26 protein-coding genes and 1 pseudogene are annotated in these 26,283 nt (G+C 53.9%); 11 read left to right on the plus strand and 16 right to left on the minus strand.

The features are described 5' to 3' along the window. Positions 1-2: 2 nt before the first annotated feature. The 6 genes and pseudogenes from ftsI to mgrB form a co-directional block, all read right to left on the minus strand. On the minus strand, positions 3-1,721 hold the full coding sequence (gene ftsI, locus IM314_RS12445) for a peptidoglycan glycosyltransferase FtsI (RefSeq protein WP_028013537.1): 1,719 nt from the start codon (positions 1,719-1,721) through the stop codon (positions 3-5). A 217-nt stretch (positions 1,722-1,938) separates the two neighbouring features. Beyond that, entirely contained in the window at positions 1,939-2,148 is a 210-nt protein-coding gene (gene cspE / locus IM314_RS12450) for a transcription antiterminator/RNA stability regulator CspE (protein WP_001062678.1), read from the minus strand. A 13-nt stretch (positions 2,149-2,161) separates the two neighbouring features. Next, a pseudogene (locus IM314_RS12455) lies at positions 2,162-2,306 on the minus strand (DUF2627 domain-containing protein). Positions 2,307-2,830: 524 nt separating this feature from the next. After that, entirely contained in the window at positions 2,831-3,820 is a 990-nt protein-coding gene (locus IM314_RS12460; protein ID WP_193358914.1) for an MBL fold metallo-hydrolase, read from the minus strand. A 23-nt stretch (positions 3,821-3,843) separates the two neighbouring features. Beyond that, complete coding sequence (locus tag IM314_RS12465) at positions 3,844-4,134, minus strand: YebO family protein (RefSeq protein ID WP_047364849.1); 291 nt, start codon at positions 4,132-4,134, stop codon at positions 3,844-3,846. Between the two features lie 74 nt (positions 4,135-4,208). Next, a complete protein-coding gene (mgrB, locus tag IM314_RS12470) occupies positions 4,209-4,352 on the minus strand; it encodes a PhoP/PhoQ regulator MgrB (protein WP_006175995.1) in 144 nt (47 codons plus the stop codon). A gap of 159 nt (positions 4,353-4,511) precedes the next feature. Between mgrB and IM314_RS12475 the strand changes: the two genes are divergently transcribed. Beyond that, positions 4,512-4,751 (plus strand): YobH family protein, encoded by a 240-nt coding sequence (locus IM314_RS12475; RefSeq protein WP_041909477.1) that lies wholly within the window; start codon positions 4,512-4,514, stop codon positions 4,749-4,751. Between the two features lie 65 nt (positions 4,752-4,816). Here IM314_RS12475 and kdgR read toward each other — a convergent pair whose 3' ends face one another. Then, a complete protein-coding gene (gene kdgR / locus IM314_RS12480) occupies positions 4,817-5,608 on the minus strand; it encodes a DNA-binding transcriptional regulator KdgR (protein ID WP_193358913.1) in 792 nt (263 codons plus the stop codon). A 178-nt stretch (positions 5,609-5,786) separates the two neighbouring features. Between kdgR and IM314_RS12485 the strand changes: the two genes are divergently transcribed. Next, positions 5,787-7,160, plus strand: a complete 1,374-nt coding sequence (locus IM314_RS12485; RefSeq protein WP_041909476.1) for an MFS transporter — start codon at positions 5,787-5,789, stop codon at positions 7,158-7,160. A 50-nt stretch (positions 7,161-7,210) separates the two neighbouring features. Here IM314_RS12485 and htpX read toward each other — a convergent pair whose 3' ends face one another. From htpX to IM314_RS12505, 4 genes are all read right to left on the minus strand, one after another. After that, entirely contained in the window at positions 7,211-8,092 is an 882-nt protein-coding gene (htpX, locus tag IM314_RS12490) for a protease HtpX (RefSeq protein ID WP_010432647.1), read from the minus strand. Positions 8,093-8,285: 193 nt separating this feature from the next. Then, positions 8,286-10,334 carry a carboxy terminal-processing peptidase gene (gene prc / locus IM314_RS12495; protein WP_028013542.1) on the minus strand — a complete coding sequence of 683 codons (2,049 nt, stop codon included), beginning with the start codon at positions 10,332-10,334 and terminating at the stop codon, positions 8,286-8,288. 19 nt (positions 10,335-10,353) lie between these two features. Further along, a complete protein-coding gene (gene proQ, locus IM314_RS12500) occupies positions 10,354-11,040 on the minus strand; it encodes an RNA chaperone ProQ (RefSeq protein ID WP_028013543.1) in 687 nt (228 codons plus the stop codon). 96 nt (positions 11,041-11,136) lie between these two features. Beyond that, positions 11,137-11,634, minus strand: coding sequence for a GAF domain-containing protein (locus IM314_RS12505; RefSeq protein ID WP_008500476.1), 498 nt, complete (start codon positions 11,632-11,634; stop codon positions 11,137-11,139). Positions 11,635-11,766: 132 nt separating this feature from the next. Here IM314_RS12505 and yebS point away from each other — a divergent pair, with 132 nt between their 5' ends. The 4 genes from yebS to IM314_RS12525 all read left to right on the plus strand — a co-directional run bounded on the left by yebS (position 11,767) and on the right by IM314_RS12525 (position 17,517). After that, positions 11,767-13,050 (plus strand): membrane integrity lipid transport subunit YebS, encoded by a 1,284-nt coding sequence (gene yebS, locus IM314_RS12510; protein WP_041909475.1) that lies wholly within the window; start codon positions 11,767-11,769, stop codon positions 13,048-13,050. Then, on the plus strand, positions 13,019-15,652 hold the full coding sequence (locus tag IM314_RS12515) for a PqiB family protein (protein ID WP_045630782.1): 2,634 nt from the start codon (positions 13,019-13,021) through the stop codon (positions 15,650-15,652). Before yebS ends, IM314_RS12515 begins: the two co-directional genes overlap by 32 nt. Positions 15,653-15,723: 71 nt before the next feature. Continuing rightward, a complete protein-coding gene (gene rsmF, locus IM314_RS12520; protein ID WP_204369963.1) occupies positions 15,724-17,172 on the plus strand; it encodes a 16S rRNA (cytosine(1407)-C(5))-methyltransferase RsmF in 1,449 nt (482 codons plus the stop codon). Positions 17,173-17,277: 105 nt separating this feature from the next. Beyond that, the gene (locus IM314_RS12525; RefSeq protein WP_041909472.1) at positions 17,278-17,517 is read left to right on the plus strand and encodes a YebV family protein; all 240 of its coding nucleotides are present in this window, start codon (positions 17,278-17,280) and stop codon (positions 17,515-17,517) included. A 34-nt stretch (positions 17,518-17,551) separates the two neighbouring features. On the opposite strand, the gene pphA is transcribed toward IM314_RS12525, so the two are convergent. Then, a complete protein-coding gene (gene pphA / locus IM314_RS12530; RefSeq protein ID WP_193358912.1) occupies positions 17,552-18,196 on the minus strand; it encodes a protein-serine/threonine phosphatase in 645 nt (214 codons plus the stop codon). 168 nt (positions 18,197-18,364) lie between these two features. On the opposite strand from pphA, the gene IM314_RS12535 reads away from it, so the two are divergent. Together IM314_RS12535 and IM314_RS12540 are read left to right on the plus strand one after the other, a co-directional pair. Next, the gene (locus tag IM314_RS12535; RefSeq protein ID WP_045260308.1) at positions 18,365-19,306 is read left to right on the plus strand and encodes a VirK/YbjX family protein; all 942 of its coding nucleotides are present in this window, start codon (positions 18,365-18,367) and stop codon (positions 19,304-19,306) included. Positions 19,307-19,478: 172 nt separating this feature from the next. Further along, positions 19,479-20,354 (plus strand): benzoate transporter, encoded by an 876-nt coding sequence (locus IM314_RS12540; protein WP_028013549.1) that lies wholly within the window; start codon positions 19,479-19,481, stop codon positions 20,352-20,354. Positions 20,355-20,794: 440 nt separating this feature from the next. Here the strand turns inward: IM314_RS12540 and IM314_RS12545 are convergent, their stop codons facing one another. The 3 genes from IM314_RS12545 to yobA are packed head-to-tail and all read right to left on the minus strand — an operon-like array spanning position 20,795 to position 22,392. After that, complete coding sequence (locus IM314_RS12545; RefSeq protein ID WP_028013604.1) at positions 20,795-21,133, minus strand: YebY family protein; 339 nt, start codon at positions 21,131-21,133, stop codon at positions 20,795-20,797. Between the two features lie 16 nt (positions 21,134-21,149). Next, a complete protein-coding gene (gene copD / locus IM314_RS12550) occupies positions 21,150-22,019 on the minus strand; it encodes a copper homeostasis membrane protein CopD (protein WP_193358911.1) in 870 nt (289 codons plus the stop codon). A 1-nt stretch (position 22,020) separates the two neighbouring features. Further along, a complete protein-coding gene (yobA, locus tag IM314_RS12555; protein WP_193358940.1) occupies positions 22,021-22,392 on the minus strand; it encodes a CopC domain-containing protein YobA in 372 nt (123 codons plus the stop codon). Positions 22,393-22,528: 136 nt separating this feature from the next. Between yobA and IM314_RS12560 the strand changes: the two genes are divergently transcribed. From IM314_RS12560 to exoX, 3 genes are all read left to right on the plus strand, one after another. Then, a complete protein-coding gene (locus IM314_RS12560; RefSeq protein WP_008500465.1) occupies positions 22,529-22,759 on the plus strand; it encodes a DNA polymerase III subunit theta in 231 nt (76 codons plus the stop codon). A gap of 110 nt (positions 22,760-22,869) precedes the next feature. Continuing rightward, positions 22,870-23,520: a nitrilase-related carbon-nitrogen hydrolase gene (locus IM314_RS12565; RefSeq protein ID WP_045260312.1), complete on the plus strand. Its 651-nt coding sequence runs from the start codon at positions 22,870-22,872 to the stop codon at positions 23,518-23,520. Between the two features lie 24 nt (positions 23,521-23,544). Continuing rightward, positions 23,545-24,207 carry an exodeoxyribonuclease X gene (gene exoX, locus IM314_RS12570; protein ID WP_025756911.1) on the plus strand — a complete coding sequence of 221 codons (663 nt, stop codon included), beginning with the start codon at positions 23,545-23,547 and terminating at the stop codon, positions 24,205-24,207. On the opposite strand, the gene ptrB is transcribed toward exoX, so the two are convergent. Next, positions 24,204-26,264, minus strand: coding sequence for an oligopeptidase B (gene ptrB / locus IM314_RS12575; protein ID WP_045260313.1), 2,061 nt, complete (start codon positions 26,262-26,264; stop codon positions 24,204-24,206). The genes exoX and ptrB overlap by 4 nt on opposite strands. Positions 26,265-26,283: the final 19 nt, after the last annotated feature.

A 26,283-nucleotide genomic window follows, 5' to 3' on the forward strand; every position in this document is an offset into this window, starting at 1 on the left:
GATTACCGCATGACGATAAGGTGGTCTGAACCGGCCGGCAGGCCATCGGGTTTAATATTCTCCAGGCGCAGCACGTTGCCCATGATTTCGCTGAAGACCGGCGCGGAAACCGCCCCGCCATAGTAGGCCCCGTTTTGTGGATCGTTAATCACCACCACCAGGGCGAAACGCGGGTCGCTGGCAGGCGCAACGCCTGCGGTATAGGCGACGTATTTATCGACATATTTGCCGCTATCATCAATTTTCTTCGCCGTCCCGGTCTTAACCGCCACGCGATAATCGCGAACGGCGGCCTTAACGCCCCCGCCGCCGGGCAGCGCGACGCTTTCCATCATGTGCTCCACTTCATGCGCGATCTCCTCCGGCATGACGCGGTGGCCGATAACCGGGGGATCGATGCGGGTGATGGAGAGTGGACGCTCAAGCCCGAAGCCGCCAATCGTCGCGTAGACGTGGGCAAGCTGGAGCGGTGTGACCATCAGGCCGTAGCCAAAGGCAAAAGTCGCACGGTCTAGCTGGCTCCAGTATTTACGCTGTGGCAACAGCCCGGCGCTTTCGCCCGTTAAGCCAAGCCCCGTGTTGGTGCCAAATCCAAAGTTTCGATAGGTATCAATAAGATGCTGGACAGGCATCGCCAGCGAGAGCCGGGATACGCCGGTGTCGCTCGATTTTTGCAGGATCCCGGTCATAGTCAGCTCAGGATAATAACCCACGTCGCGGATACGATGCCCGTCAAGGGTATACGGGTGGGTATCAATGACGCTGTCCGGCTGGACCAGCCCCTGCTGCAGAGCCGTCATCAACACCAGCGGCTTAACGGTCGAACCGGGCTCGAACGTATCGCTGATTGCCCGGTTGCGAAAATCGTTTATCGTCGCGCCTTCCCGGTTATTGGGATTGAAATCCGGATAGCTCGCCATGGCGAGTATTTCCCCGGTGGGGATATTAATGAGCACCGATGCCCCTGACTCGGCCTTATTCCAGGCGACGGCATTGTCCAGCGCGTCTTCGGTAATGGTTTGCAGCCGCTCGTCAATACTCAACTGGATGTTATGTGCCGGCGTGGGTGCCACTTCCGTCAGGTTTTCAACCACGCGCCCGTAGCGATCCTCCCGGACCTGTCGGACACCCGCTTTACCGGTCAGCTGAGTGTTGAAGCTTTTCTCCACCCCTTCAATGCCCTGCCCGTCAATATTGGTGAAGCCAATCAGGTTCGCCGCCACGTGGCCTGCCGGGTAAAAGCGGCGGGATTCATCGCGCAAATTAATGCCGGGCAAATTGAGCTTATCAATCCACTTCGCCTGAGCAGGATCGACCTGACGCGCCAGGTAGATGAAGCGGCCCTGGGGGTTGGCGTTAATTCGTGATGAAAGGGTGCTCAACGAAAGATGCAGCGCGCTCGCCAGCGCCTGCCAGCGTTCATCAAACCCAACGCCCCCTTTTGCCAGCACCGTTTTTGGATCGGCCCATACGGCCCGGACAGGCACGCTGACCGCCAGCGGTCGCCCTTCACGATCCATAATCATCCCACGCGGCGCATCAATCGCCAGCTGACGGAGGGATCGCATATCTTCTTGCTTCACCAGATTGTCAGGTTTGATGATTTGTAGCCAGGCAACGCGGCCAAGTAAAAAGGCCAGACTGCAGAAAATAGCGAAACAGAGCAGCGCAAAACGCGCCGGCGTGAAATTGCCAGCGGTTAATATCAATTTTTTCTTCACCTGAACCCCAGAGCTGTTAAACAACGCTCTGATTTAACGAGAAAAGATGCGCTTAGGGAGGCGAAACTGTGATACTAACCTCGCAGCTTTGCAACAAGTTGCTAACAAGACCGTAGATAGTAATATTTTGAAAGATAGGGAATAAAAAAGCCCCGCATGATGCGAGGCTTTATGTCTGAGAGTGAAGCGCTATGCGCCCCAGTCAGCAGCGGTTCGATCAGATAGCAGTTACGTTAACTGCAGCTGGGCCTTTCTGGCCGTCCTGAATTTCGAACTCAACGTTCTGGCCTTCGGCCAGAGTTTTGAAGCCGTTACCCTGGATTGCAGAGAAGTGTACGAACACGTCTTTGCTGCCATCAGCAGGAGTAATGAAACCAAAACCTTTAGACTCGTTGAACCACTTAACTTGACCTTTAATCTTTGCCATTTTGCAAAATTCCTTAGAGTGTTTTCTTAGCCCGCAGGCATTAACTGAGATAAAACTGAGACATTACTGCATGAGGCACTAATATAAGGTTCGGCAGAGAAGCGGTATTCAACGACAACGTGTTTACTCAGGACTTCTTTACTGAAAATGCCACACATAAACAGAACTGTACCTCGTTTGACCCAAAACGTGTTATCACACACTATGTTTAATATGGCAAGCCATTTTTAAACATGTCTCGATCCGCCGCACAAATTCGACACTGTCTGTAAGGAATTGCACAATTATGCGCTTTTCAAACAGACGGCTATACTCCCTTACACAGACTCAACGCTGCTTGCACAACCGCTGTAATCTAAGACTTTTTTAACATAGCTCAATCATTACAATGCGTCCAGCAGTCGGGAAAAGAAATCTTTTGGCGTTGATTGAGTTAGAACAAATTGTGAAAACTTATGCTTAAATCATTGTAACGTGACCGTATTGTTTCAGCCAAAAACGATGTTAATAATCCGCACCCTTCTGTATTAAAATCCATCAGGTAATTAGCAGTGTTATGCACCAAAATAATGAAATTTTTATGACTCTGCATCAAAACAAGGCAAGCAAAACGTTTCGATAAAATTAAAATTTTCCTGACGACGAATACATACACAATATACGCAACAATTTATCGCTTCGTTTATAAGGGTAAATACTCGCCAACTTTCAGTATCCTGAAAGTATTATTAACTGGTGCTACATTATCCAGCGCATCAGTTAATTCTTTTATGGGGTCATCCAGCGCTTCATCCGCCAGCTCAAACACGCCCCAGTGAACAGGGAACGCCAGCGGGCAACCTAACTGTTGCCACAGCGCAACGGCAGACTGGGGATCCATATGGTGTACGGCCATAAACCATCGCGGAGCATAGGCGCCAACGGGCAATGCTGCAGAATCAATTTTCCCCAAACGTTCCGGTATCAACAGCAGCTCAGGCGAATAGCCGGTATCGCCACTAAACCAGAACCGGTGATGCCGCCCTTCAAAGACCCAGCCGCACCACAATGAGCGATTGCGGTTCCAGAGCGTGCGCATACTCCAGTGCTGCGCCGGTACGGCGGATAATGTTATCCCCTGCCAGGTAAAACTCTGCCACCAGTCGAGCTCAACCACCTGTTTTGCGCCCCGGCGGCGAAACCAGCCGCCCAGGCCTAAAGGAACAAACACGCTAACGTCCGGAAAGCGTTTGAGAATGTGGCGAACAGTGAGTTCATCAAGATGATCGTAATGGTTATGCGAAATAACGACCGCGTCAAGCTGGTGCAGTTGATCGACAGAGAGTGCCGGAGGCGTTCTACGCTGCGGCCCTAAGAACGGAAGTGGAGAAGCGCGCCTTGAAAAAACGGGATCGGTAAGAAGGAAATTGCCGTCCAGCTGCAGCAGTATGCTCGCATGTCCGAGCCACCACGCCCCATCCTGCTGCGGCTGCTGAAGATCGGCCGGTTGCCACCACCGCCGGATAAAGTCATCGTAGCCGAGTGCGGGCGGCTTCGGTAAGCCAGCTGCTTTGCGTTCTTTGCGCCAGCGGTCAAGGTCGCCAGGCTGGTGTCCTGCAGAAGTGGTATTACAAAAACCGTTTGGGGTGTGATGTTTCAGGGAGGGGTCATACCAGGGATTTTTCCAGACCACTGCCACCTCCCGGAATAATACGATTAACGCTCAGCCACCAGGCGGATAAAATCGTCTTGATCGTTGTTCTCGTCAGCGACCGCTTCTTTTTGTGCTTCTTTCTCTTCCGGCTCGTTAGCCTCGCACAGACGACGCAACAGCGCATTCTGCCGTTTTTGCTGCTCAAGCAGCGCTTCCAGCAGTTCGATCTGCTCATTGGTACGTGAACTGGCACGGTTTACGAAAAACCAAATGACCAGCCCCACCAGCAGAACAACCAAAGAGATCGTCAGGGATGCCATATTTAGCAGCCCTGAATTCAGTAACTCACCCATTTCACCACCTCAATAAAAACGTCTATTTTACCACTGGCGCGAAGGAAGGAAATCACCTGAAGAAAAAATGCGTGCTACCACGGAATAAACTTATTGATTGCGCAAACGCCGCTAAAAAACTGTACATCCTGATCGCACATCACGTTGATAGTCTGCGTCCACAACACCACGCACGCTATCAGCACGATAATCAGAATCACCCAGCGTATTTTTTTCACTCCACACTCCGTTTAAAGACCTGATATGACCAGGTTATCACGGTTATCTTAAACAAGGACTAACTGTAGCGCCATCAGGCTCTTTTCAGAATCCTGCACTTGTTTCATTACGTAAACCGGTTAGGCTAGCATCATGATAACAATGATAAAGAGGTAATAATGCGCTTAATTATTCGTACAATTGTTGCACTGGCGATACTCTGGATTGGCCTTCTTTTAACGGGTTATGGCGTGCTGGTGGGAAGCACCGAAAACGCCGCAGGGTTAGGCATTCAATGTAAGTATTTAACAGCACAGGGAGTCAGCACGGCGCAGTATCTCCATTCGGATAGCGGGATCATTGGGTTAACCAACTGCCCGGTACTGCGTAAGACCTCCGTCGTGATTGATAATGGCTGAGCCACAGCGTTTACGACAAATAAAAAACGCCGCAAAGATGCGGCTTTTTTTTATGCTAACCGGGGTTAGAACGGATAGTCGTGGTAACCCATCTGTTCAGAAATCTTACGCGCGGCGGTATGCAGAATAGCCACGTACTCGTGCAGGCGCTCTTCCGAGAAGCGAAGCGTTGGGAAAGAGATGCTCAACCCTGCGATCACGACGCCAAAACGGTCAAACACCGGAACGCCAATACAGCGCAGCCCTTCTTCCTGCTCTTCGTTATCTTCGCCGTACCCTTGCTCACGCACCTTGTCGAGCACCGTTAATAACTCATCGGTGTTAGTAATGGTGCGTTCAGTGCTGCGTTTGTACTCCACGCCATCGAGGATCTGTTTAACTTCTTCACGATCGCGCCACGCCAGCAGAACCTTACCGATTGCCGTGCTGTAAAGCGGGTTGCGACGACCAATGCGCGAATACATACGCAGGTTATACATGGAGTCAATTTTATGGATGTAAACAATACTGTCTTCATCCAGCGCGCCCAGGTGGATAGTCTCTTTGGTCAGGCGGGAGATCTCGCGCATCTGAATATCCGCGCTACGGATCAGATCCACGTTTTGCAATGCCCGGGCACCCAGTTCAAACAGTTTCAGCGTCAGAGAATATTTTTCAGATTCGCCTTCCTGTGCAACGTAACCCAGTGATTTCATGGTTTGCAAAAAGCGGTAAACGGTGCTTTTCGACATCATCACGCGCTGTGACAACTCTGTGATACCAATTTCACGCGCTTCCCCGAGCGCCTGTAAGATGCCAAACACCTTCAGCACGGAAGAAACTGAATCTGGCTGTTTATCCAAATCCGCAATTGCCATTTACCACCTCATAGAGAGTGTTTTATAAAAATCAGAACCGGTTTTTATTATAAATTCCCGTCATGTTACCTGCAATCAATCCGCGTTTACTTCGTTACAAATCTGCGACATAAAACGGTGTTAACGATGCTAAAATAGTTACCCTGAGAATAATTTCACTCTGAGCTATTTATCCCCGATGGAAAAGAACCTTTCCGATGGCCTGCCTTTGCCCCAGCGGTATGGCGCTATCGCTACGATTATTATTGGTATCTCAATGGCCGTTCTTGACGGCGCGATTGCGAACGTTGCCCTTCCCACCATTGCCACCGATCTGCATGCTTCCCCGGCCAGTTCGATATGGATTGTTAACGCCTATCAGATTGCGATTGTGGTTTCCCTGCTCTCCTTTTCTTTTCTGGGCGATATGTTCGGCTACCGTCGGGTATATCAGTGCGGGCTGGTGGTATTTACCTTTACATCACTGCTGTGCGCCCTTTCGGACTCTCTGCATACGCTGACGCTGGCGCGCATCGCGCAAGGTTTTGGCGGCGCGGCGCTGATGAGCGTCAATACGGCGCTAATCCGCCTAATTTATCCGCACCGCCATCTGGGCCGCGGCATGGGGATAAATTCGTTTATTGTCGCGGTCTCTTCTGCCGCCGGGCCAACGATTGCAGCGGCCATTCTTTCTGTCGCCTCGTGGCAGTGGCTGTTCGCCATAAACGTGCCGCTGGGTATCGTGGCCATCTTCTTTGCCCTGCGATTTCTCCCCGCTAACGGCCCGAAAAGCACCATGCCGCGCTTTGACGTAGCAAGCGCGGTGATGAATGCGCTCACCTTTGGTCTGCTGATTACCGCCCTGAGCGGTTTTGCGCAGGGTCAATCCCTGATGCTAACCGCCGTGGAGCTTGTTGCCCTGCTGGTGACGGGCTTCTTCTTTGTTCGCCGCCAGCTTTCCCTGCCGGTGCCCTTACTGCCGGTCGATCTGCTGCGTATTCCCCTCTTTTCGCTTTCCATCTGCACCTCCGTCTGCTCATTCTGCGCCCAGATGCTGGCTCTGGTTTCTCTGCCCTTCTTCCTGCAAAGCGTGATAGGACGTTCCGAAGTGGAGACCGGGCTGCTGTTAACCCCCTGGCCGCTGGCGACGATGGTGATGGCCCCCCTGGCAGGTTATTTAATAGAACGTGTACATGCCGGTTTGTTGGGCGCGGTGGGGCTGGCCGTGATGGCAACAGGTCTTTTCGCGCTGGCGCTGCTGCCATCATCGCCAGGGGATCTGGACATCATCTGGCGCATGATCCTGTGCGGAGCCGGGTTTGGCCTGTTTCAGTCCCCCAACAACCACACCATTATTACCTCTGCACCGCGCCACCGCAGCGGAGGTGCCAGCGGCATGCTGGGGACCGCGCGTCTGCTGGGGCAAAGCACCGGTGCGGCGCTGGTTGCCCTGATGTTTAACCTTGCCGGGCAAAACGGCAACCACGTTGCGCTTCTCACCGCAGGCGCCCTTGCCACCCTTGCAGCCATCGTCAGCGGGTTGCGCGTGACCCAACCCGGCGTTCAGGCATAAAAAAAGCCGGGCGGAGTGTTCTCCTGCCCGGCTTATTTAAGCGCTTAGCGTTACTTCAGGTATTCTCCACTGCGCAGCGCTTCAATACGTTTATCCAGCGGTGGGTGAGACATAAACAGCTCGCTCAGCGACTTTGATTTGCCGTTGATGCAGAAGGCCATCATGCTGTTCGCTTCCTGCGGCTCGTAGCTGGTTTTCAGACGCTGCAGGGCGGCAATCATCTTTTCACGCCCTACCAGCTTCGCTGAACCGGCATCCGCATGGAACTCACGGTGACGGGAGAACCACATGGTGATAATGCTGGCCAGAATACCGAACACCAGTTCCAGCACCATCGATACGGCGAAGTAGATCAGCGGATTACCGTTGCTCTCTTCACCTTCATCACGGTTGCCACCCATGAAGCCAGCCGCAATCTGCGCCAGGATACGAGAGATGAAGATAACGAAGGTGTTCACCACACCCTGAATCAGGGTCATGGTCACCATGTCACCGTTGGCGATATGGCTGATTTCGTGCGCGATAACCGCTTCGGCTTCGTCACGGCTCATGTTCTGCAACAACCCGGTGCTCACGGCAACCAGCGACGCATCACGACGGGCACCCGTAGCAAACGCGTTAATATCCGGGGCATGGTAAATAGCAACCTGCGGCATCGCAATGCCTGCCTGCTTAGACTGCTGTGCCACCGTATTCATCAGCCACTGTTCCATGTCGTTACGCGGCTGTTCAATCACCTCACCGCCTACGGATTTCAGCGCCATCCACTTTGACATCAGCAGGGAAATGAAAGAGCCACCAAAACCAAACAGCAGCGCCATAATCAACAGACCCTGAACGCTGCTCGACTGAATTCCCGTCAGGCTTAGCACTAGCCCGAAAACCACCATCACCGCCAGGTTGGTGAGCAGGAAGAGCGCGATTCGCATCATAATTTTCTTTTAACCTCAGTTTAACAAAACGCACTATGCGATTACCCACATCGTATGGGTATTACGGCTATTTTCAAGCATCCGGTGGGCGTAAGTCACCAGAAAGACACAACTTTACACAATTGGAAATCAGCCTGACGGAAGGATGCAGAACAAAAAGAAACAGGCACAATTTCTTGTGCCTGTTGAGAGATTATTTTGCCGGAGCGGGCTGTACGGCAGGCTTCTCTTTTTCCAGATTCGCCAGGTCGAGCGCGATATGCACCGTCTCGTCCAGGTACGGATCCGGCTCCTGGTAATCTTTTGGCAGATCGTCCAGTTTCTTGAGCAGAGGCTTACCTTCTCGCTTGAAGCGATCGTTGATACGCGCCAGACGCGTTGCGTCGTCCTCGTTGTTCTCTTTTTCACGCTGAGCGTAGTTCAGAGAAACAATATTCCGCTTATCTTTCAGAGCATTGAAACGCGCAATGTCCTTCATGATGTACTGGAATTCCGGGTCTTTCGCGATGCGTTCATTATGCGCTTTCAGCAGCTCAGGGCCAAACTGCGTCATATCACCTGCCTTCACGAATGTCGCAGCATTGATGCTGTCCCACGGCAACGCGTTATCTTCAAACTTCTCGCCGGTTTCGGTCTCTTCCGTGCCGGTCGGCATCATGATATCCGGCGTTACGCCTTTACGCTGCGTACTGCCGCCATTAACGCGGTAGAACTTCTGAATGGTGTACTGAACGGAGCCCAGCGCAGGCCATTCCGGACGCAGCATCTGATCGTAAATACGGTTCAGCGAGCGATACTGCTGAACAGTACCTTTGCCGAAGGTGGGCTCACCCACGATTAGCGCGCGGCCATAGTCCTGCATTGCAGCGGCAAAGATTTCAGATGCGGATGCGCTGAAGCGGTCAACCAGGACCACCAGCGGGCCTTTGTAATAGACCACACCGTCGTTATCAGCATCTTCACGAACTTTACCGTTGTTATCACGCACCTGTACAACCGGGCCAGACGGGATAAACAGGCCTGAGAGCGACACCGCTTCGGTCAGCGCACCACCACCGTTCGTGCGCAGGTCGATAATGACGCTGCTCACGTTCTGCTTCTCAAGTTTCTGCAGCTGAACTTTTACATCGTCGGTCAGCCCCACGTAGAAGCCAGGGATATCCAGGACACCCACCTTCTCTTTACCCACGGTTTTCACCGACATTTTCACCGCGCGGTCTTCCAGACGAATACGCTCGCGGGTCAGGGTCACGATACGGGTTTTGGTGCCTTTACCGGCAGGCAGAATTTCCAGACGAACTTTGCTGCCTTTCGGACCTTTGATCAGCGCAACCACATCGTCCAGACGCCAGCCAATGACATCAACCATGCTCTGACCGGTTTGTCCTACCCCCACAATGCGATCGCCTACGCTTATCGCTTTGCTTTTGGATGCCGGGCCGCCCGCGACCATGGAGTTGATCACCGTGTAGTCATCATCCATTTGCAGTACCGCGCCAATACCTTCCAGAGACAGGCTCATCTCAGTATTGAACTGTTCGGTATTGCGTGGAGAGAGATAGTTGGTGTGCGGATCGATTTCGTGCGCAAAGGCGGTCATCGCCAGTGAGAAAACATCCTCACTGTTGGTCTGCGCCAGACGGCGAATGGCAAATTTGTAACGACGCGTCAGCGTGTCGCGGATCTCTTTTTCATCTTTGCCGGTCAGCTTGAGGCTTAGCTCGTCGTATTTGACCTTTCCATCCCACAACGCGTTCAGCTCGGCTTCGTCTTTCGGCCAGGGCGCTTTGCTGCGATCGAGATTAAAGGTGTCGTTGCCGGTGAAGTCCATTGGACGTTCCAGCACTTTCAGCGCGTACTGATAGCGTTCAAAGCGGCGCTTTTGCGACAGGTTGTAGAGATCGTAGAACAGATCCAGCTTGCCTGACCGCAGCTCATCACCCACCTCGGATTTGCGCTTAGCGAACTGCTCGACATCGCTGGCGAGCAAAACGTTATGGCTGTAATCCAGCAAGTTCAGATAGCGGTCAAAGATTTTGGCCGAAAAGGCCTGATCGAGATCGAACTGACGATAGTGCGAGCGGGTAAAGCGAGAGGTTACACGCTCGCTTACCGTCGCGTGCTGCGTCTCTTCCTTGAGTACCGGAATTTGATCAACACGCGTGATATCGTCCACTGCGAAAGCGTGACCTGTTATGGCAAACAGGCCCGCCAGCGCGGTGAGCTTAAAAAAAGTGTTCATGCCAGGCTTGGCCTCCGTTTCAGAACAACAAGTGTTCTGCGCGTACAATCATTGACATACCAGAAGTCAGCTGTACACGAACGCCATCTTTGGTGATTTCCAGTACGGTGGCGTCCATTGCGTTGTTGCCCGCTTTTACCTTCAGAGCCTGACCCACGCTCAGGGCGTTAATGTCAGAAACCGGAGTATGGCGCTGCTCTTCACGAGGCGCACGAGGGGCTTTCGCTGCTGGTTTGTCTGCACGCGGTTTGCGATCGTTATTGTCGTGACGACGCGGCGCAGGACGTGGTTTACGCTCACGACGAGGCGCTTCTTCCTGGCCGTTTGCCGCTGCGGCTTCGCGTTTTTTCGCCTGCTGTTCTGCACGTTGTGCCTGAACGCGTGCTTTGGCTTCTTCCAGCTGCTTGCGCGCGTGTTCTACGTGCTGCTCGTCCAGCTCGCCGCAAGGGTTGCCGTCGAGATCCACGCGGGTCGCGCCCGGTTTGATACCGTACAGGTAACGCCAGCTCGAAGTATAAAGACGTAAGGCAGAACGCAGCTGAGTTTTGCTGAGGTTCATTTCCCCTTCAACACGCGCTACCAGATCCTGAAAAATACCGACTTTCAGGGGACGTGCTTCACCTTCCGCGCTGAAGCACTGCGGGAAACGCTCGGCCAGAAATGCGATAACTTCTTTACTGCTATTCAACTTAGGTTGATTTTCCATGAAATTTCCTGATTACAACGGACGTTGCCAACAAGCGCAGGCATGAACAGGCGTCATTATAATGACGCTATCAGTAAATGCTACGTTATCCGTTGATTATCCTGCGACGCTCGCAAAGAATTTTTGATAATCGGTTGCAGCGAGGACGTTTTCCAGATTCGCCACCAGCTCGCGCAGCCCCTGTTCATCCTCGGTTGTAAAGCGACTGAAGACCGTACTGTCGATATCCAGAACGCCAATAATCTGATTTTTTACCACCAGCGGCAGAACGATCTCTGAATTGCTGGCAGCATCACAGGCGATATGCCCGTCAAACGCATGAACATCTTCCACGCGCTGAACCTGATTCTCGGCCACCGCGGTACCGCATACGCCGCGCCCTACCGGAATACGCACGCAGGCCAGTTTGCCCTGAAACGGACCCAGCACCAGCGTTTCACCTTCCAGGAGGTAAAAGCCAGCCCAGTTCACATCGGATAGCCGTTCGAACAGCAATGCGCTAGTATTTGCCAGAGTGGCTAAGAAGCTGGTTTCACCTGCCATCAATGCCTTAAAATCGCGGTTCAGATCCGCGTAGAATTCTGTTTTGTTCATTATTCAATCACTTAGTTGTCTTACAAAATTACCGCATAGCCTATTAAAATAAGCAATAAATGCGCTCATGCTCAAGATGAATCCGTTCATGAGTTAATATAACGTTCAACAATACTTATTTGCGCGCAGCTGATGGCCTTAAAAACAACCAAAATTACGCCGACAAAAAAGATAACTGTCCATACGGTAAGCGACGCTTTGCCTCGTGCACATTATCAGCGTTGCCCCCAGTGCGATACGCTTTTTATGTTGCCGAAGATGAAATCGCACCAAAGCGCCTTTTGTCCCCGCTGTGACGCTAAAATTCGTGACGGCCGCGACTGGTCGTTAACCCGCCTTGCCGCTATGGCTGTTACCATGCTGCTGCTGATGCCTTTCGCCTGGACCGAGCCGCTTCTGAAGCTTTACCTGCTTGGTGTGCGCATTGACGCCAACGTGCTGCAGGGTATCTGGCAGATGACGAGCCAGGGCGATCCTCTCACCGCCGCCATGGTACTGTTCTGCGTGGTCGGCGCGCCGCTGGTGCTGGTTGCAGCCATTGCCTACCTGTGGTTTGGTAACATCCTCGGAATGAACCTGCGTCCGGTATTGCTGATGCTGGAAAAGCTTAAAGAGTGGGTCATGCTGGATATCTATCTGGTGGGCGTGGGCGTGGCATCAATCAAGGTGCAGGACTATGCCTTTCTGCAGCCGGGCGTCGGGCTTTTTGCCTTTATTTGCCTGGTATTGCTCAGCATCCTGACACTGATCCACCTGAACGTTGAGCAGCTTTGGGAGCGTTTTTACCCGCAGCGCCCTGCCACCCGCCCGGATGAAAACCTCCGCGTCTGTCTGGGATGCCATTACACCGGGTTGCCCGACAAGCGTGGACGCTGCCCGCGCTGCCATATACCGTTGAGGTTACGACGCAACAACAGCCTGCAAAAATGCTGGGCGGCGCTGATTGCCTCCCTGGTGTTTCTGTTCCCGGCCAATATGCTGCCGATATCCATTATTTACGTGAACGGTGGCCGTCAGGAAGATACTATCCTCTCCGGTATTATCTCCCTTGCACACAGTAACGTTGGGGTAGCGGCCATCGTCTTTATTGCCAGTATCCTGGTTCCCTTTACCAAAGTGGTGGTGATGTTTACCCTGCTCGTCAGCATTCACTTTAAGTGTGAACAAGGTTTACGTACCCGTATTCTGCTTCTGCGATTCGTCACCTGGATTGGCCGCTGGTCAATGCTGGATCTGTTTGTGATTTCGCTGATGATGTCGCTGATCAATCGCGACCAGCTTCTTGCTTTTACTATGGGACCCGCGGCTTTTTATTTCGGCTCTGCGGTGATATTGACTATTCTTGCTGTGGAATGGCTGGATAGCCGCTTACTTTGGGATGCACATGAGTCAGGAAACCCCCGCTTCGCCGACTGAAGCGAGAATTAAAACTAAACGCCGCATTTCGCCATTCTGGTTGCTGCCCGTCATCGCCCTGATGATTGCAGGCTGGCTTATCTGGACGAGCTATGAAGATCGCGGCAGTACCGTCACCATTGATTTTCAGACCGCCGACGGCATCGTCGCCGGACGAACCCCCGTTCGTTTTCAGGGGGTCGAAGTCGGTACGGTTCAGGACATCTCCCTTGGAAAAGGGCTTAACAAGATTCAGGTGCGAGTCAGTATTAAATCTGACATGCAGGATGCTCTTCGCAGCGAAACGCAGTTCTGGCTGGTGACGCCGAAAGCCTCCCTGGCCGGCGTGTCCGGGCTGGATGCGCTGGTTGGCGGCAACTACATCGGCATGATGCCGGGCAAGGGTGAACCGCAGGATCACTTTGTCGCGCTGGATACGCAGCCGAAATACCGCCTCAATAACGGCGATCTGATGATCCATCTTCAGGCACCGGATTTGGGCTCGCTGAACAGCGGCTCGCTGGTCTACTTCCGCAAGATTCCGGTTGGCCGTGTGTATGATTACAGCATCAACCCGAATAAACAGGGCGTCACCATTGATGTGCTGATCGAGCGTCGCTTCACCAATCTGGTGAAAAAAGGCAGCCGCTTCTGGAACGTTTCCGGCGTCGATGCCGACCTCAGCCTGAGCGGTGCAAAAGTGAAGCTGGAGAGTCTGGCCGCCCTGGTTAACGGTGCCATTGCCTTTGACTCCCCGGAAAACTCAAGCCCTGCCACGGCCGATGACACGTTCGGTTTATACCCGGATCTGGCGCACAGCCAGCGTGGCGTGATCGTTAAGCTCGTTCTGCCTGATGCCAAAGGGCTGAAAGCGGGGTCAACGCCGCTGATGTACCAGGGACTGCAGGTCGGCCAGCTCACCAAAATGACGCTCAATCCGGGCGGCTCGGTCACAGGCGAAATGACGGTCGATCCGAGCGTGGTCGATCTCCTGCGCGAGAAAACGCGCATCGAGATGCGCAGCCCTAAACTCTCTCTGAACGATGCCAGCCTCAGCACGCTGCTGACCGGAAATACCTTTGAACTGATCCCCGGTGAAGGTCAGCCCAGCAATAGCTTCGTCATTGCCCCGGCGGATAAAGCGCTGCTGCAAAAACCGGGCGTCGTGACGGTTACGCTCAATGCGCCTGAAAGTTACGGCATTGAGGCCGGTCAGCCGCTGATTCTGCATGGCGTACAGGTGGGTCAGGTGCTGGAGCGAACGCTCTCCGAAAATGGCGTGAGCTTCTCGGTAGCTATCGATCCGCAATACAGCAACCTCGTCCATGGCGACAGTAAGTTCGTGGTGAACAGCCGCGTCGACGTGAAGGTGGGTCTGGACGGCGTGGAGTTCCTCGGCGCCAGCGCCAGCGAATGGGTTAACGGCGGCATTCGCATTTTGCCGGGCAATAAAGGCCCCGTTCGCGACAGCTACCCGCTGTACGCCAACCTGGACAAAGCGATTGAAAACAGCCTGAGCGATATGCCAACCACGACCCTGACCTTAAGCGCCGAGACGCTGCCTGACGTTCAGGCGGGCTCGGTGGTGCTCTACCGCAAGTTTGAGGTTGGGGAGGTGATCGCCGTTCGCCCGCGTGCGGACGCGTTTGATATCGAACTGCATATCAAGCCCGAGTACCGCAAGCTGCTGACCCCAAACAGCGTCTTCTGGGCCGAGGGCGGCGCGAAGGTGCAGCTTAACGGCAACGGCCTGACCGTGCAGGCCTCCCCGCTCTCGCGCGCGCTGCGCGGGGCGATCAGCTTTGATAACCTCAGCGGCGCGGGCGCGAACCTGCGTAAAGGCGATAAGCGAATTCTCTTCCCATCCGAAACTGCCGCGCGTGCCGTGGGTGGGCAGATTACCCTGCATGCGTTCGATGCCGGCAAGCTGGCGGAAGGCATGCCAATTCGCTACCTGGGCATTGATATCGGGCAGATCCAGAAGCTGACGCTCATCACCTCGCGCAACGAGGTGCAGGCCACCGCCGTGCTTTATCCGGAATATGTGCAGACCTTCGCCCGCTCGGGTTCCCGCTTCTCGGTGGTGACCCCACAGATTTCGGCCGCGGGCGTTGAGCATCTCGACACCATTCTGCAGCCTTACATCAATGTCGAGCCCGGTCAGGGCAAAGCCCGTCGTGATTTCGAGCTGCAGGAAGCTACCATTACCGACTCGCGCTACCTTGGCGGCCTGAGCATTGTAGTGGAAGTGCCGGAGGCGGGCTCGCTTGGCATCGGTACGCCGGTGCTGTTCCGCGGCATTGAGGTGGGTACGGTAACGGGCCTCACGCTCGGCACGCTCTCCGACCGCGTGATGGTGGCGCTACGCATCAGCGAGCGTTACCAGCATCTGGTGCGTAATAACTCGGTGTTCTGGCTGGCATCCGGCTATTCGCTGGACTTCGGCCTGACGGGTGGCGTGGTGAAAACCGGTACCTTCAACCAGTTCATCCGCGGCGGTATTGCCTTTGCCACCCCGCCGGGAACGCCGCTGGCGCCGAAAGCGCAGCCGGGTAAACACTTCCTGCTGCTGGAAAGCGAACCGAAAGAGTGGCGCGAATGGGGAACGGCCCTGCCGCGTTAATCTGACAGGCTCCGGTGTCAACGCACCGGAGCCTTTATGTTACACTGCGCACCTGAACTTTTCCCTGTGGTGTGCTCGTGGCTCAAAACTCCGTATTTCTTCCCGATCAATTCCTGGCGCAGATGCGCGAGGCGCTTCCCTCTCATCTGTCGATGGACGATTTTATCGCCGCCTGTCAGCGTCCGTTACGCCGGAGCATCCGCGTTAATACGCTGAAAATCAGCGTCGAGGATTTTCTGGCCCTGGTTTCTCCGTACGGCTGGCAGCTTACGCCGGTTCCGTGGTGTGAAGAGGGATTCTGGATCGACCGCGATGACGAAGACGCGGTGCCGCTGGGAAGTACCGCAGAACATCTGAGCGGTCTGTTTTATATTCAGGAAGCGAGCTCAATGCTACCGGTTGCCGCCCTGTTCGCCGACGGTAACGCGCCTGAACGCGTGATGGATGTCGCCGCCGCGCCCGGTTCGAAAACCACGCAGATTGCCGCGCGCATGGGCAATCGCGGAGCAATCCTCGCCAACGAATTTTCCGCCAGCCGCGTGAAGGTGTTGCATGCCAATATCAGCCGCTGCGGTATTCATAATGTCGCTCTTACGCACTTCGACGGTCGCGTCTTTGGCGCCGCCCTGCCGGAAATGTTTGATGCCATCCTGCTGGACGCCCCCTGCTCCGGTGAAGGGGTAGTGCGTAAAGATCCCGATGCGTTAAAGAACTGGTCCGTGGAGAGCAATCTTGAGATCGCCGCCACGCAGCGCGAGCTGATCGACAGCGCGTTCCACGCCCTGCGCCCCGGCGGCACGCTGGTGTATTCAACGTGCACCTTGAACCGCGATGAAAACGAAGACGTCTGCCTGTGGCTGAAAGCGCAATACCCGGATGCCGTCGAGTTCCTGCCGCTTAACGATCTGTTTTCCTCGGCACAGGAGGCGGTCACGCCGGAAGGTTTCCTCCACGTGTTCCCGCAGATTTACGACTGCGAAGGGTTCTTTGTGGCGCGTCTGCGTAAAACGCAGGCGGTTGCTCCCCTGCCCGCCCCCAAATTCAAGGTCGGCAACTTCCCGTTTGCGCCGCTTAAAGGCCGCGACGTCGCGCAGCTTGAAGCCGCAGCCAGCAAGGTCGGGTTGCAGTGGGATGAGAGCATGCATCTCTGGCAGCGGGACAAAGAGGTTTGGCTTTTCCCGGCGAATATCGAGCCACTGATTGGCAAAGTGCGTTTTTCCCGAATCGGGATCCGCCTGGCGGAAGTGCATAATAAAGGCTATCGCTGGCAGCATGAGGCCGTCATCGCGCTTGCCGGACACGAGAATACCTTTGCCCTGACGCATCAGGAAGCCGAAGAGTGGTACCGTGGCCGCGATGTTTATCCTGACAGCTCGCCCTCCGCAGATGAAGTGGTAGTGACCTATCAGGGATTCCCGCTGGGGCTGGCCAAAAAGGTCGGTTCAAGGCTTAAAAACAGCTATCCACGCGAACTGGTCCGGGATGGTCGACTGTTTACCGGTAACGATCGCACGACCTGAAAAAAGCGCATTTTTTTACTGGCGATTTTGCTCTCCTTGTCTACGATCAAAAATGGATGCCCATACTGGTCATACCAGATTTTGACAACCGACCCGGAGAGCACTATGACGAAAACCAGCGTGCGTATTGGCGCTTTTGAGATCGACGACGCAGAGCTGCGCGGCGAAGCACAAGGCGATCGAACGTTAAGTATTCCCTGCAAATCCGACCCGGATTTGTGCATGCAGCTCGATGCATGGGATGCAGACACCAGCGTCCCGGCAATACTTGATGGCGAACATTCTGTCCTTTACCGTGAGCATTACGATAGTAAAGCCGATGCCTGGGTCATGCGTCTTGCCTGACCTAAAGAGAACCCGCCCGAAGGCGGGTTATTTATTACTGCAGCTGCGCCAGCGTAAAGTAACCGTCAAATACGGCCCCCGTATCAATGTAGTGCAGATTGTCAAAATCATACCTTCTGTCGACGGGCGTATGTCCGAACCAGAAATGATCCGCCCCGCTAATTCCCTGCCCTTTGCCCACCATAAACCCCATCAGGCGGTCGCGATCCCATAACACGCGCTGGGCGCTTACCGGTTTTTCCCAGCGGTATTCCTCCGCCGGGTAATCAGCATGAGCAATAACGTTCAATCCGTTCGCGCAGGTAATTTCGATAATATGCGGTAACGCACGACATGCGTTAAGTAACGAGCGCGCCCGCTGCTGCTCCTCATGCTCAAGCCGCGAAAACCACATTCCGCCATTCATTGTCCAGAGCGCAAAATCATTATTATCCAGGCTATCTATTGCCATTTGCTCATGATTGCCCCGCACTGCTCGAAACCATTTCTCATTGATGAGCTGCAATGATTTCACGCTGTCCGGACCACGATCGATCAGATAGCCAACGGAAATAAGTAAATCCTCATAAGGATTGAAATGACGGCGTTTCAGTTCCTCCATGAGCCTCTGGTAACAGCCGTGTATGTCGCTGACAACCCATACGTGACGCCACTCTCCACCTTCTATTCGCTGATACATAAGGCCTCCCTTTAACAGTATAGCCGCCGTCAAAAGCGCAAGAAGATCAGCGCAGCCCTTACAAAGTAAAACAAACGGTAAACCAAAGAGAAATAAAGATCCGCGCGCTCTTAATCCCTTTTTACTGGCTCCTTAGAATAAGGGGAGATAAAAACGAGAGGTCTTCACGTGTCTAATACACAGCTACATAACGATGTTTTCTATCCGCATCGCACGAATATTATTTCCGAGCTGGTGAACGGCAAACGCGTCCCGGGGCCAATCTGGCGGAAACGCGACTACCGACTGAAGTTCCTTTTACGTTCCCTGCTCTTTTGGTCTTCCACCCACCGTATGCTGGAAGCCCTCTCTGGCCGTGACGATTTCGACAAACTACTGACATCGCAAATTACGTTGCCCAGCAAGACCCATCGGCAGTACCTGATGCGCGGTCTGACGGCAAACGATCGCGCCGACGCTATCGTTAACCATTACTACTGGATCGATCGCCTGAAGGAGAGCCGTCTTGCCCAGGCTATGACCGGCGCGCAGGAACAACCTATTGCGCAGTTCCACGTCAAAGACGGCGTGACCTACACGGTTAATGCGTCCTCAGCTGGCAAAGCTGAGCGTGAAGGTGAGAGTACGCTCTGGCTGCGCGACAACGAGGATACGCTTCTGGCCAGCCTGACCTTTAGCGTCGCCCGCAGCAATGGCCAGCCCGTTATGGTCATTGGCGGACTTCAGGGCCCCCGTCGCTGCGTGTCACGAGATGCCATTAAACTGGCAACTCGCGCCTGCCATGGCCTGTTTCCCAAGCGCGTGCTGATGGAGGTACTTTTCCAGCTGGCAGCGCAGTCATCTGTTCGGGCCATTTTTGCCGTCAGCGATGAGGGACACGTTTTCCGCGCGCTGCGCTATCGCCTCAGCAAAGGCCGTCATTTCCACGCCAGCTATGACGAATTCTGGGATTCTTTGGGTGGAAAAAAACTTTCCGCCTTCTGCTGGCAGCTGCCGCTGCAGATGGAGCGCAAATCCCTCGACGAGATAGCCAGTAAAAAACGCGCTGAATACCGTCGTCGCTTTGAACTGCTTGATGAAATTGAGGCGTCCGTTAAGTCCCATTTCTAATCGCGACAAGCGTTTTCGCTCTCAGCACAGAGAATGCACTCGGTTTGAAAAAGGAATGATAAAGCAGAGCACTCTTGCATATGCCAGGGGTGCTCAGTTAGCATTGCGCGAAATGAAAATAGCGAATGCGTTGGAAAAGCGCAGTGTAGACGCAAATTTAAGGACTTTAATGATGATTTACGACTGCTTCTTGTATTACGATGAAGATATGCTTCTTGATATCAGGCTGAATACGCTAGCAGGCGTTGTTGATCGCTTCGTTATTGTTGAGTCAACGCATACCTTTACCGGCAAAAAGCGGCAGCTTCACTTTGACATAAATAAATACGGTCCTTTTAAAGATAAAATTATTTATGTTGTGCATGATGAAACACCTCTCATGAAAGCCTCTGACGGCGGCGATCAGCATCAGGACGGTCTGGTGGTGGATGCATGGGCGAATGAAGCCGCGCAGAGAAATGCCATCATGCAGGGCCTCAAAAGTGCTAAAGATGATGATTTGATTTTAATTTCCGATGTGGACGAGATTTTTTCACCACAGGTTATCGGCTCTATCAACGCGAATAAACTCTGCACAACGCTTTATCAAAACTTTTATAATTATCAGTTTAATCTGCAGGTTTTTAATACAGATAACACCCCAAGAAAATGTAAACTGCCGAGAGCCACAAAATATAAAAACCTCGTTCATTTTTTTGGCGGCGAGCCTGAGTCGTTCAGAAATCTTAAACGCACCAGAAGCGTCAAAAACTGGTCCTGGCTTAAATGGAACTGGTTCAAACTTAACAATCGCATCATTGAAAATAGTGGCTGGCATTTCTCATGGGTTATGACCCCTGAACGCATATCAGAAAAAATGTCCACCATCTCCCACACGGAATACGATCTGCCTGAGTTCAACAACCCGGAACATATCATGAAGGTCATAAAAAACGCCGAAGATATCTGGGGACGAGACAGGAAGTTAATCAGGCAAGAGCTGTCGGCAGACAGTTTCCCCGAGTATATCGTTAACAACAAAGATAAATTCAGGGAATTCATTATTTAACTATCAGGCCGGGCCTTTACTTCACCGACGAAGATTCCACAGCGATCGCCAGGACACAATTTTTTAACAAAGATGCCAAAAAACCCTGGACGTACGCGGTCCTGAGTATGTTATGGTTTAGTCAGGATAGGGAACTGTCCAGCCATTCTCGGGGTTTTCGGTCCATAACCAAAGAAATCTTTTGAGAAACATAGAGATAAAAAGAGACCGAATACGATTCCTGTATTCGGTCCAGGGAAATGGCTCTTGGGAGAGAGCCGTGCGCTAAAAGTTGGCATTAATGCAGGCTAAGTCGCCTTGCCTTTTAAGAATAGATGACGACGCCAGGTTTTCCAGTCCACAGCAAAAGTGGCCTGAAAAAAGCGTCAGAGCATCATTAAAAGTGAAAAACCGCAGTGCTTTGGCGAGCATCTGCGGTTTTTTTATTGGAAACCTGAACGTTAGCAGAGCTTGTCAGCGCGCTCGATAAACGGTGCCAGGCTCATCTTCTGCCCCGGGTTGGCCGGGTCATCAATCTGAATCACGCTGACTGGCTGACCGCTGCTCTTGCCGCTGGCGACCTGCTGCTCAGCGGTATCGTTGAGCGGGTACTGGACCAGCGTGCTCGGGTTGATCGCATACAGCGCATGGCCCGGACGGCAGGTCAGCATCACCTCTTCGCGATTAAAGGCCCATTTGTCTTTGCCCACTTCAAAGCGGCTTACGGTGATTACCTGCGGTGCCGCCAGAGCGCTTCCCGCGCAGGCCAGCAATAAGAGAGAAAGTACTGTCTTTTTCATTTAATAGTTAACCTCGTCAGAAGGGTTCCCAGGTAGCAAACAGACTGACCGTTGCCAGAACCAGCGCGCCCAGCACCACCTCTGCCTGTGTCATCCTGATAAACATCTGTTGTGCGCGCCCGGAATCCGGACGGAACCGTGGCACCAGAAAATACCGATTTGCCAGCGCAATTGCCACCATCAACGCCACGAGAGCACATTTGAACAACAAAAACTGCACATAGCCAGCCTGCCAGGGAATATGAATGCCCAGAATCAACAGCGCATTCACTACGCCGGTAAGCAGCACGCCTGCGACGGCATAATGCCCCACGCGCGAGAAACGCATCATGGTATAGATGGCCGCGTTCTGCCAGCGTCCTTTCGCCAGACGCATGCAAAACAGCAGCGGCAGCAATCCACCCACCCAGGTTGCGGCACACAGCAGGTGAACAGCATGATTGATTCGCTGTATCGCCCCCATCGGGCCGTCGCTCATCGCCGCGTGCCCTACACCTGCCAGCAGGATAAGCTGGCCCATGGCGAGCAGCAGCAGGCGCGAGCCTTTCAGCGGCGCGAGCCACGCGACGACAACGGTGATGGCAGCGAGGATAATTTGCCACAACCAGACGCCACCAAACCGCGTTCCCAGCACGCTGTTCCAGATTTGCAGGTTAAACACATCGCCCCAGCCGTTGCCCATTAAGCCGCCCTGAAGCATAAACATCAGGATCGCAGCGGTCAGGCTGACGATGGATGCCACTCTCTGCTGGAGCTGGAAACGCCGGGCCATCAGGCGGTGCAGCCCGGAAGGCGCAAACCAGACGCTGTAAAGCGCGTTGCCAAAAACGAGCATTAGCGCCGCAAAATGGATAAAGCGCAATCCTACGTATAACAGTCCCAGCATGCTATTTCACGCTGAAGCGATAGCTGCCTTTGGTTTTATGGCCGTCGACGGAAACCACGTGCCAGTCAACCCGGTAAGCCCCCGGGGCCAGCGTCTGTTCCAGCGGAACGGTCAGCTGTGCTTTGTTCTTTTCGTCTCGCGTGGCGGTACCGGTTTTGATCACCTGATTTTGCGCATCCGTCACCAGGACGCCGCTAAATCCGGGCTCGATACCTTCGGAGAAATTCAGCGTCAGCACCTGCGGTGACGCCACCTGGCTGTCCGCTGCCGGGCTCTGCTGCTCAAGATGCGCATGCGCCAGCACGGAGGGTGAGATTACCGTTGAGGCCAAAAAAACCAGTGCGCATACCGCGCGGGAAGCGGATAAACCCATCACAATCATTCCTTTTTGTTATGTCTGTATGCTAAAGAATAACGCTGTATAATAAACGAGTCGAGGATCATCCCGCTCTGCTTGTCATCGTCGCGCAATCGCGGTAACGTTGCCGCCGCAAAATAAGGAGAAGGTAATGAAGATCAATCTGGCCGCCCTTCCTCAGGACGAGATGGATAAAGTGAATGTCGATCTCGCTGCCGCTGGCGTCGCCTTTAAAGAGCGTTACAACATGCCCGTCGTGGCTGAAGTGGTGGAGCGAGAACAGCCCGCCCATCTTCGTGACTGGTTTCGCGAAAGGTTAATTGCCCACCGTCTCGCCTCGGTCAACCTCTCCCGCTTGCCGTACGAGCCGAAAGTTAAATAAGCTTAACGACTCGTTACACTTCCTTACGCGGAATCTGGCAGGATAAGAAAACCCTGATTAAATTAGGTGTACTCTTTAATCCCTGCGACTCTGTGTATAAGGAAGTCACGATGTCACATTGGAATATTGCGGCAGCCCAGTATGGCGGGCAGCATCACAGCGTAGATGACCATATTGCGCACCATCTCCACTTTATTGCCGAAGCAGCACAGCATCAGTGCGATTTGCTGGTTTTTCCGGAACTCTCATTAACCGGCCCGGGCGCGACGGCATTACCGCTCCCGCCCGAAGACGATCGACTACAGCCGTTGCTTGACGCCGCGCATTTTTACCGCATTACCCTCATTGCAGGGCTTCCCGTTGAACGAAACGGTCAGCGCCAGAAAGGCCTTGCGCTGTTTATCCCCTCCCGCGATCGTATTCTGCGTTACCCTCAGGGGAGCGGCGCCAGCCTGGTGCCGGGTGATAAACAACTCACGATTATCGATGGGCAAAGCGATTCCCCGAATCTTGATCCGCAGGCAACACTCTTCACCAGTTGCCAGTCGGTGAGGGATTACCGCTGGCGACAGTCCATCAATACCCTGCAGCGCTTTGCGCACAGGTATGCCATCGCGGTGTTAATGGCAAATGCCGGCGCGGGCAGCGCGTTATGGGATGAAAAAGGCCAGCTGATCGTTCGGGCAGATAAGGGTGAGCTCCTGTTGACCGGCACGCGCAACGGACAGGGTTGGCAAGGCGATATCATTCCTTTAGGCTAAGCGTTTTAAGCTCAGGAGATTTTCATGCTGCGCGTCATTGATACCGAAACTTGCGATCTTCAGGGCGGAATTGTGGAAGTGGCCTCGGTCGACGTGGTTGATGGAAAAATCGTCAACCCGATGAGCCATCTGGTGCGTCCCGATCGTCCTATTAGCCCACAGGCCATGGCTATCCATCGCATTACAGAATCAATGGTGGCGGATAAACCCTGGATAGAAGACGTTATTCCGCACTACTACGGCAGCCCATGGTACGTTGCCCACAACGCCAGCTTTGACCGTCGGGTACTCCCCGAAATGCCCGGGGAGTGGATTTGTACCATGAAGCTGGCGCGTCGCCTCTGGCCAGGGATCAAGTACAGCAATATGGCGCTGTATAAATCCCGCAAGCTCAGCGTCAGAACCCCTGAAGGGCTGCACCATCACCGCGCCCTGTATGACTGCTATATCACCGCCGCGCTGCTCATAGATATTATGAACACATCGGGCTGGACGCCGGATGATATGGCAACGATCACCGGACGCCCTGCGCTGCTGACGACGTTCACCTTCGGCAAATATCGCGGGAGAGCGGTATCGGATATTGCGGATAAAGATCCGGGCTATCTGCGCTGGCTGTATAACAACCTCGACAAAATGAGCCCGGAGCTGCGCTTAACCCTGAAACACTATCTGGGCGAAGCTTAACGCTGCACACGGCCTGGCAACGTATCCTGCGCCAGGCCTATCAAAAAGGCATACTCCAGGGCCACCCCTTCGTAGGATTTGAATCGACCCGATTTCCCCCCGTGCCCGGAGTCCATATCGGTACAGAGCAGCAGCAGGTTGTCATCGGTTTTCAGCTCCCGCAGCTTTGCTACCCATTTTGCCGGTTCCCAGTATTGCACCTGTGAATCGTGCAAACCGGTCGTCACCAGCATGTGCGGGTACGCTTTCGCTTCCACGTTGTCATACGGGCTGTACTCTTTCATATAGCGATAATAGGTTTCATCCTGCGGGTTGCCCCACTCCTCAAACTCCCCGGTCGTCAAAGGGATGGACTCATCGAGCATGGTGGTAACCACATCGACAAACGGGACCTGCGCAACAATACCCTTAAAGCGGTCGGGGCGCTGATTGATGACCGCCCCCATCAGCATCCCCCCCGCGCTGCCGCCCATGCCGAAGCAAAGCTGAGGATCGCCATAGCCTTGCTCAATCAGCGCATCGCAGACGTCGAGATAGTCGTTGAAGGTGTTTTTCTTTTTCAGGAATTTCCCGTCTTCATACCAGTGCTGCCCCAGCTCGCCGCCGCCGCGAATATGGGCAATGGCGAAAACAAAGCCGCGGTCGAGCAGGCTTAATCTGCTGCTGCTGAAGTCTGCATCCATGCTGGAGCCATAGGAGCCGTAGCCGTAGACCAGGATCGGATTTTTACCCTTCTGGAAATGCGCCTTGTGATAAACGAGCGAAACAGGCACCTCCACGCCATCACGCGCGGTGACCCACAGGTGTTCGCTGCGGTAATTGTCGGAATCAAAGCCCTTCACTTCGGTTTGCTTAAGCACCTGGCGCTGTCCGGTATCCATATCCAGCTCGAAGAGCGTATCCGGCGTGGTCATGGACGAGTAACCGTAGCGCAGCCGGGACGATTCAGGTTCCGGGTTAAAGCCGATCCACGTGACGTAGGCCGGATCGTCGAACGCAATCCCTATCACCTCACGCGTTTTACGGTTGATCTGCCGGATACTGGTCAGCCCCCGCTGGCGCTCCTCCACCACCAGCCAGTCGGTAAACAGCGTGAACCCTTCCAGCATCACCTGATCCCGCGCGGGAATCAGCACCTCCCACTTGCGCTCGTCGCGCACCTTGGTTTTGTACAGACCAAAGTTCTTGCCTTCACGATTCGAACGCAGATAAAAGCTGTGCTGGAAGTGATCCAGGCTGTACTCGTGGTCCTTGCGGCGCGGCAGGAAACAGAGCGGCTGGGCGTCAGGCAGTTCGGCATCCAGGAGCAGCACTTCCGAGGTGGTGGCGCTGGCGAGGAAGATAATCACATAGTGGCGCGAGGAGGTTTTATGCAGGCTGACATAAAACGTTTCGTCTTTCTCTTCATAGACCAGCTCGTCATCGGCTGAGTCCGTACCTACAGTATGCCGCCACACCTGATAAGGCAGAAGCGTGGAGGCGTGCTTTTTAACGTAGTAGACCGTCTCGGAATCGTTCGCCCAGACAAAATCCGGGGAGACGTTTTCCAGCATTTCCGGATACCAGTTGCCGGTTTCCAGATTGCGAAAACGCAGGCCGTACTGGCGCCGGGAGAGATAATCCTCCGCCAGCGCCATGATGGTGTTGTCCGGGGAGATGGACATACCGCCCAGGGTATAAAACTCGCTGTGGGCGGCACGCTGGTTCGCATCCAGCAAAATGTCCCATTCATCCCACTCGGCGCTTAATACCGACTGTCGTTGATAGATGGGATACTCGTTGCCCGGCTCATAGATATGGCGATAGCGATAGCCGTTTTTGGTCCAGGGCGCGGAGATGTCGCGCTGGGGAATACGCTGCACCATTTCATTCAGCAGCTGGTCCTGAAGCGCCTGCTGGCTGGCCATGACCCTGCGGCCATAGTCGTTTTCCTCGTGCAGGTAGTCGAGCACCTCTGGCCGGGAACGCGAATCGTCCCGCAGCCAGTAATAGTTGTCTATGCGCGTATCGCCATGCGTGACGATCGCATAAGGAGTACGTCGGGCTTTCGGTGGCATGTCATCATTCTTTTAAGTT

Origin of the sequence: Enterobacter cloacae complex sp. P42RS (assembly GCF_014930595.1) — a bacterium.
Taxonomy (GTDB): Bacteria; Pseudomonadota; Gammaproteobacteria; order Enterobacterales; family Enterobacteriaceae; genus Enterobacter; species Enterobacter bugandensis.

Coding starts and splice junctions, on each gene's coding strand:
- IM314_RS12475 (WP_041909477.1), top strand. CDS start 4,512: ATGCGCTTAATTATTCGTACAATTGTTGCACTGGCGATACTCTGGATT.
- IM314_RS12515 (WP_045630782.1), top strand. CDS start 13,019: ATGAGTCAGGAAACCCCCGCTTCGCCGACTGAAGCGAGAATTAAAACT.
- htpX (WP_010432647.1), bottom strand. CDS start 8,092: ATGATGCGAATCGCGCTCTTCCTGCTCACCAACCTGGCGGTGATGGTG.
- ptrB (WP_045260313.1), bottom strand. CDS start 26,264: ATGCCACCGAAAGCCCGACGTACTCCTTATGCGATCGTCACGCATGGC.
- IM314_RS12505 (WP_008500476.1), bottom strand. CDS start 11,634: ATGAACAAAACAGAATTCTACGCGGATCTGAACCGCGATTTTAAGGCA.
- IM314_RS12540 (WP_028013549.1), top strand. CDS start 19,479: ATGATTTACGACTGCTTCTTGTATTACGATGAAGATATGCTTCTTGAT.
- copD (WP_193358911.1), bottom strand. CDS start 22,019: ATGCTGGGACTGTTATACGTAGGATTGCGCTTTATCCATTTTGCGGCG.
- IM314_RS12465 (WP_047364849.1), bottom strand. CDS start 4,134: ATGGGTGAGTTACTGAATTCAGGGCTGCTAAATATGGCATCCCTGACG.
- IM314_RS12560 (WP_008500465.1), top strand. CDS start 22,529: ATGAAGATCAATCTGGCCGCCCTTCCTCAGGACGAGATGGATAAAGTG.
- proQ (WP_028013543.1), bottom strand. CDS start 11,040: ATGGAAAATCAACCTAAGTTGAATAGCAGTAAAGAAGTTATCGCATTT.
- IM314_RS12565 (WP_045260312.1), top strand. CDS start 22,870: ATGTCACATTGGAATATTGCGGCAGCCCAGTATGGCGGGCAGCATCAC.
- IM314_RS12485 (WP_041909476.1), top strand. CDS start 5,787: ATGGAAAAGAACCTTTCCGATGGCCTGCCTTTGCCCCAGCGGTATGGC.
- yebS (WP_041909475.1), top strand. CDS start 11,767: ATGGCCTTAAAAACAACCAAAATTACGCCGACAAAAAAGATAACTGTC.
- IM314_RS12545 (WP_028013604.1), bottom strand. CDS start 21,133: ATGAAAAAGACAGTACTTTCTCTCTTATTGCTGGCCTGCGCGGGAAGC.
- exoX (WP_025756911.1), top strand. CDS start 23,545: ATGCTGCGCGTCATTGATACCGAAACTTGCGATCTTCAGGGCGGAATT.
- IM314_RS12525 (WP_041909472.1), top strand. CDS start 17,278: ATGACGAAAACCAGCGTGCGTATTGGCGCTTTTGAGATCGACGACGCA.
- kdgR (WP_193358913.1), bottom strand. CDS start 5,608: ATGGCAATTGCGGATTTGGATAAACAGCCAGATTCAGTTTCTTCCGTG.
- prc (WP_028013542.1), bottom strand. CDS start 10,334: ATGAACACTTTTTTTAAGCTCACCGCGCTGGCGGGCCTGTTTGCCATA.
- yobA (WP_193358940.1), bottom strand. CDS start 22,392: ATGGGTTTATCCGCTTCCCGCGCGGTATGCGCACTGGTTTTTTTGGCC.
- cspE (WP_001062678.1), bottom strand. CDS start 2,148: ATGGCAAAGATTAAAGGTCAAGTTAAGTGGTTCAACGAGTCTAAAGGT.
- pphA (WP_193358912.1), bottom strand. CDS start 18,196: ATGTATCAGCGAATAGAAGGTGGAGAGTGGCGTCACGTATGGGTTGTC.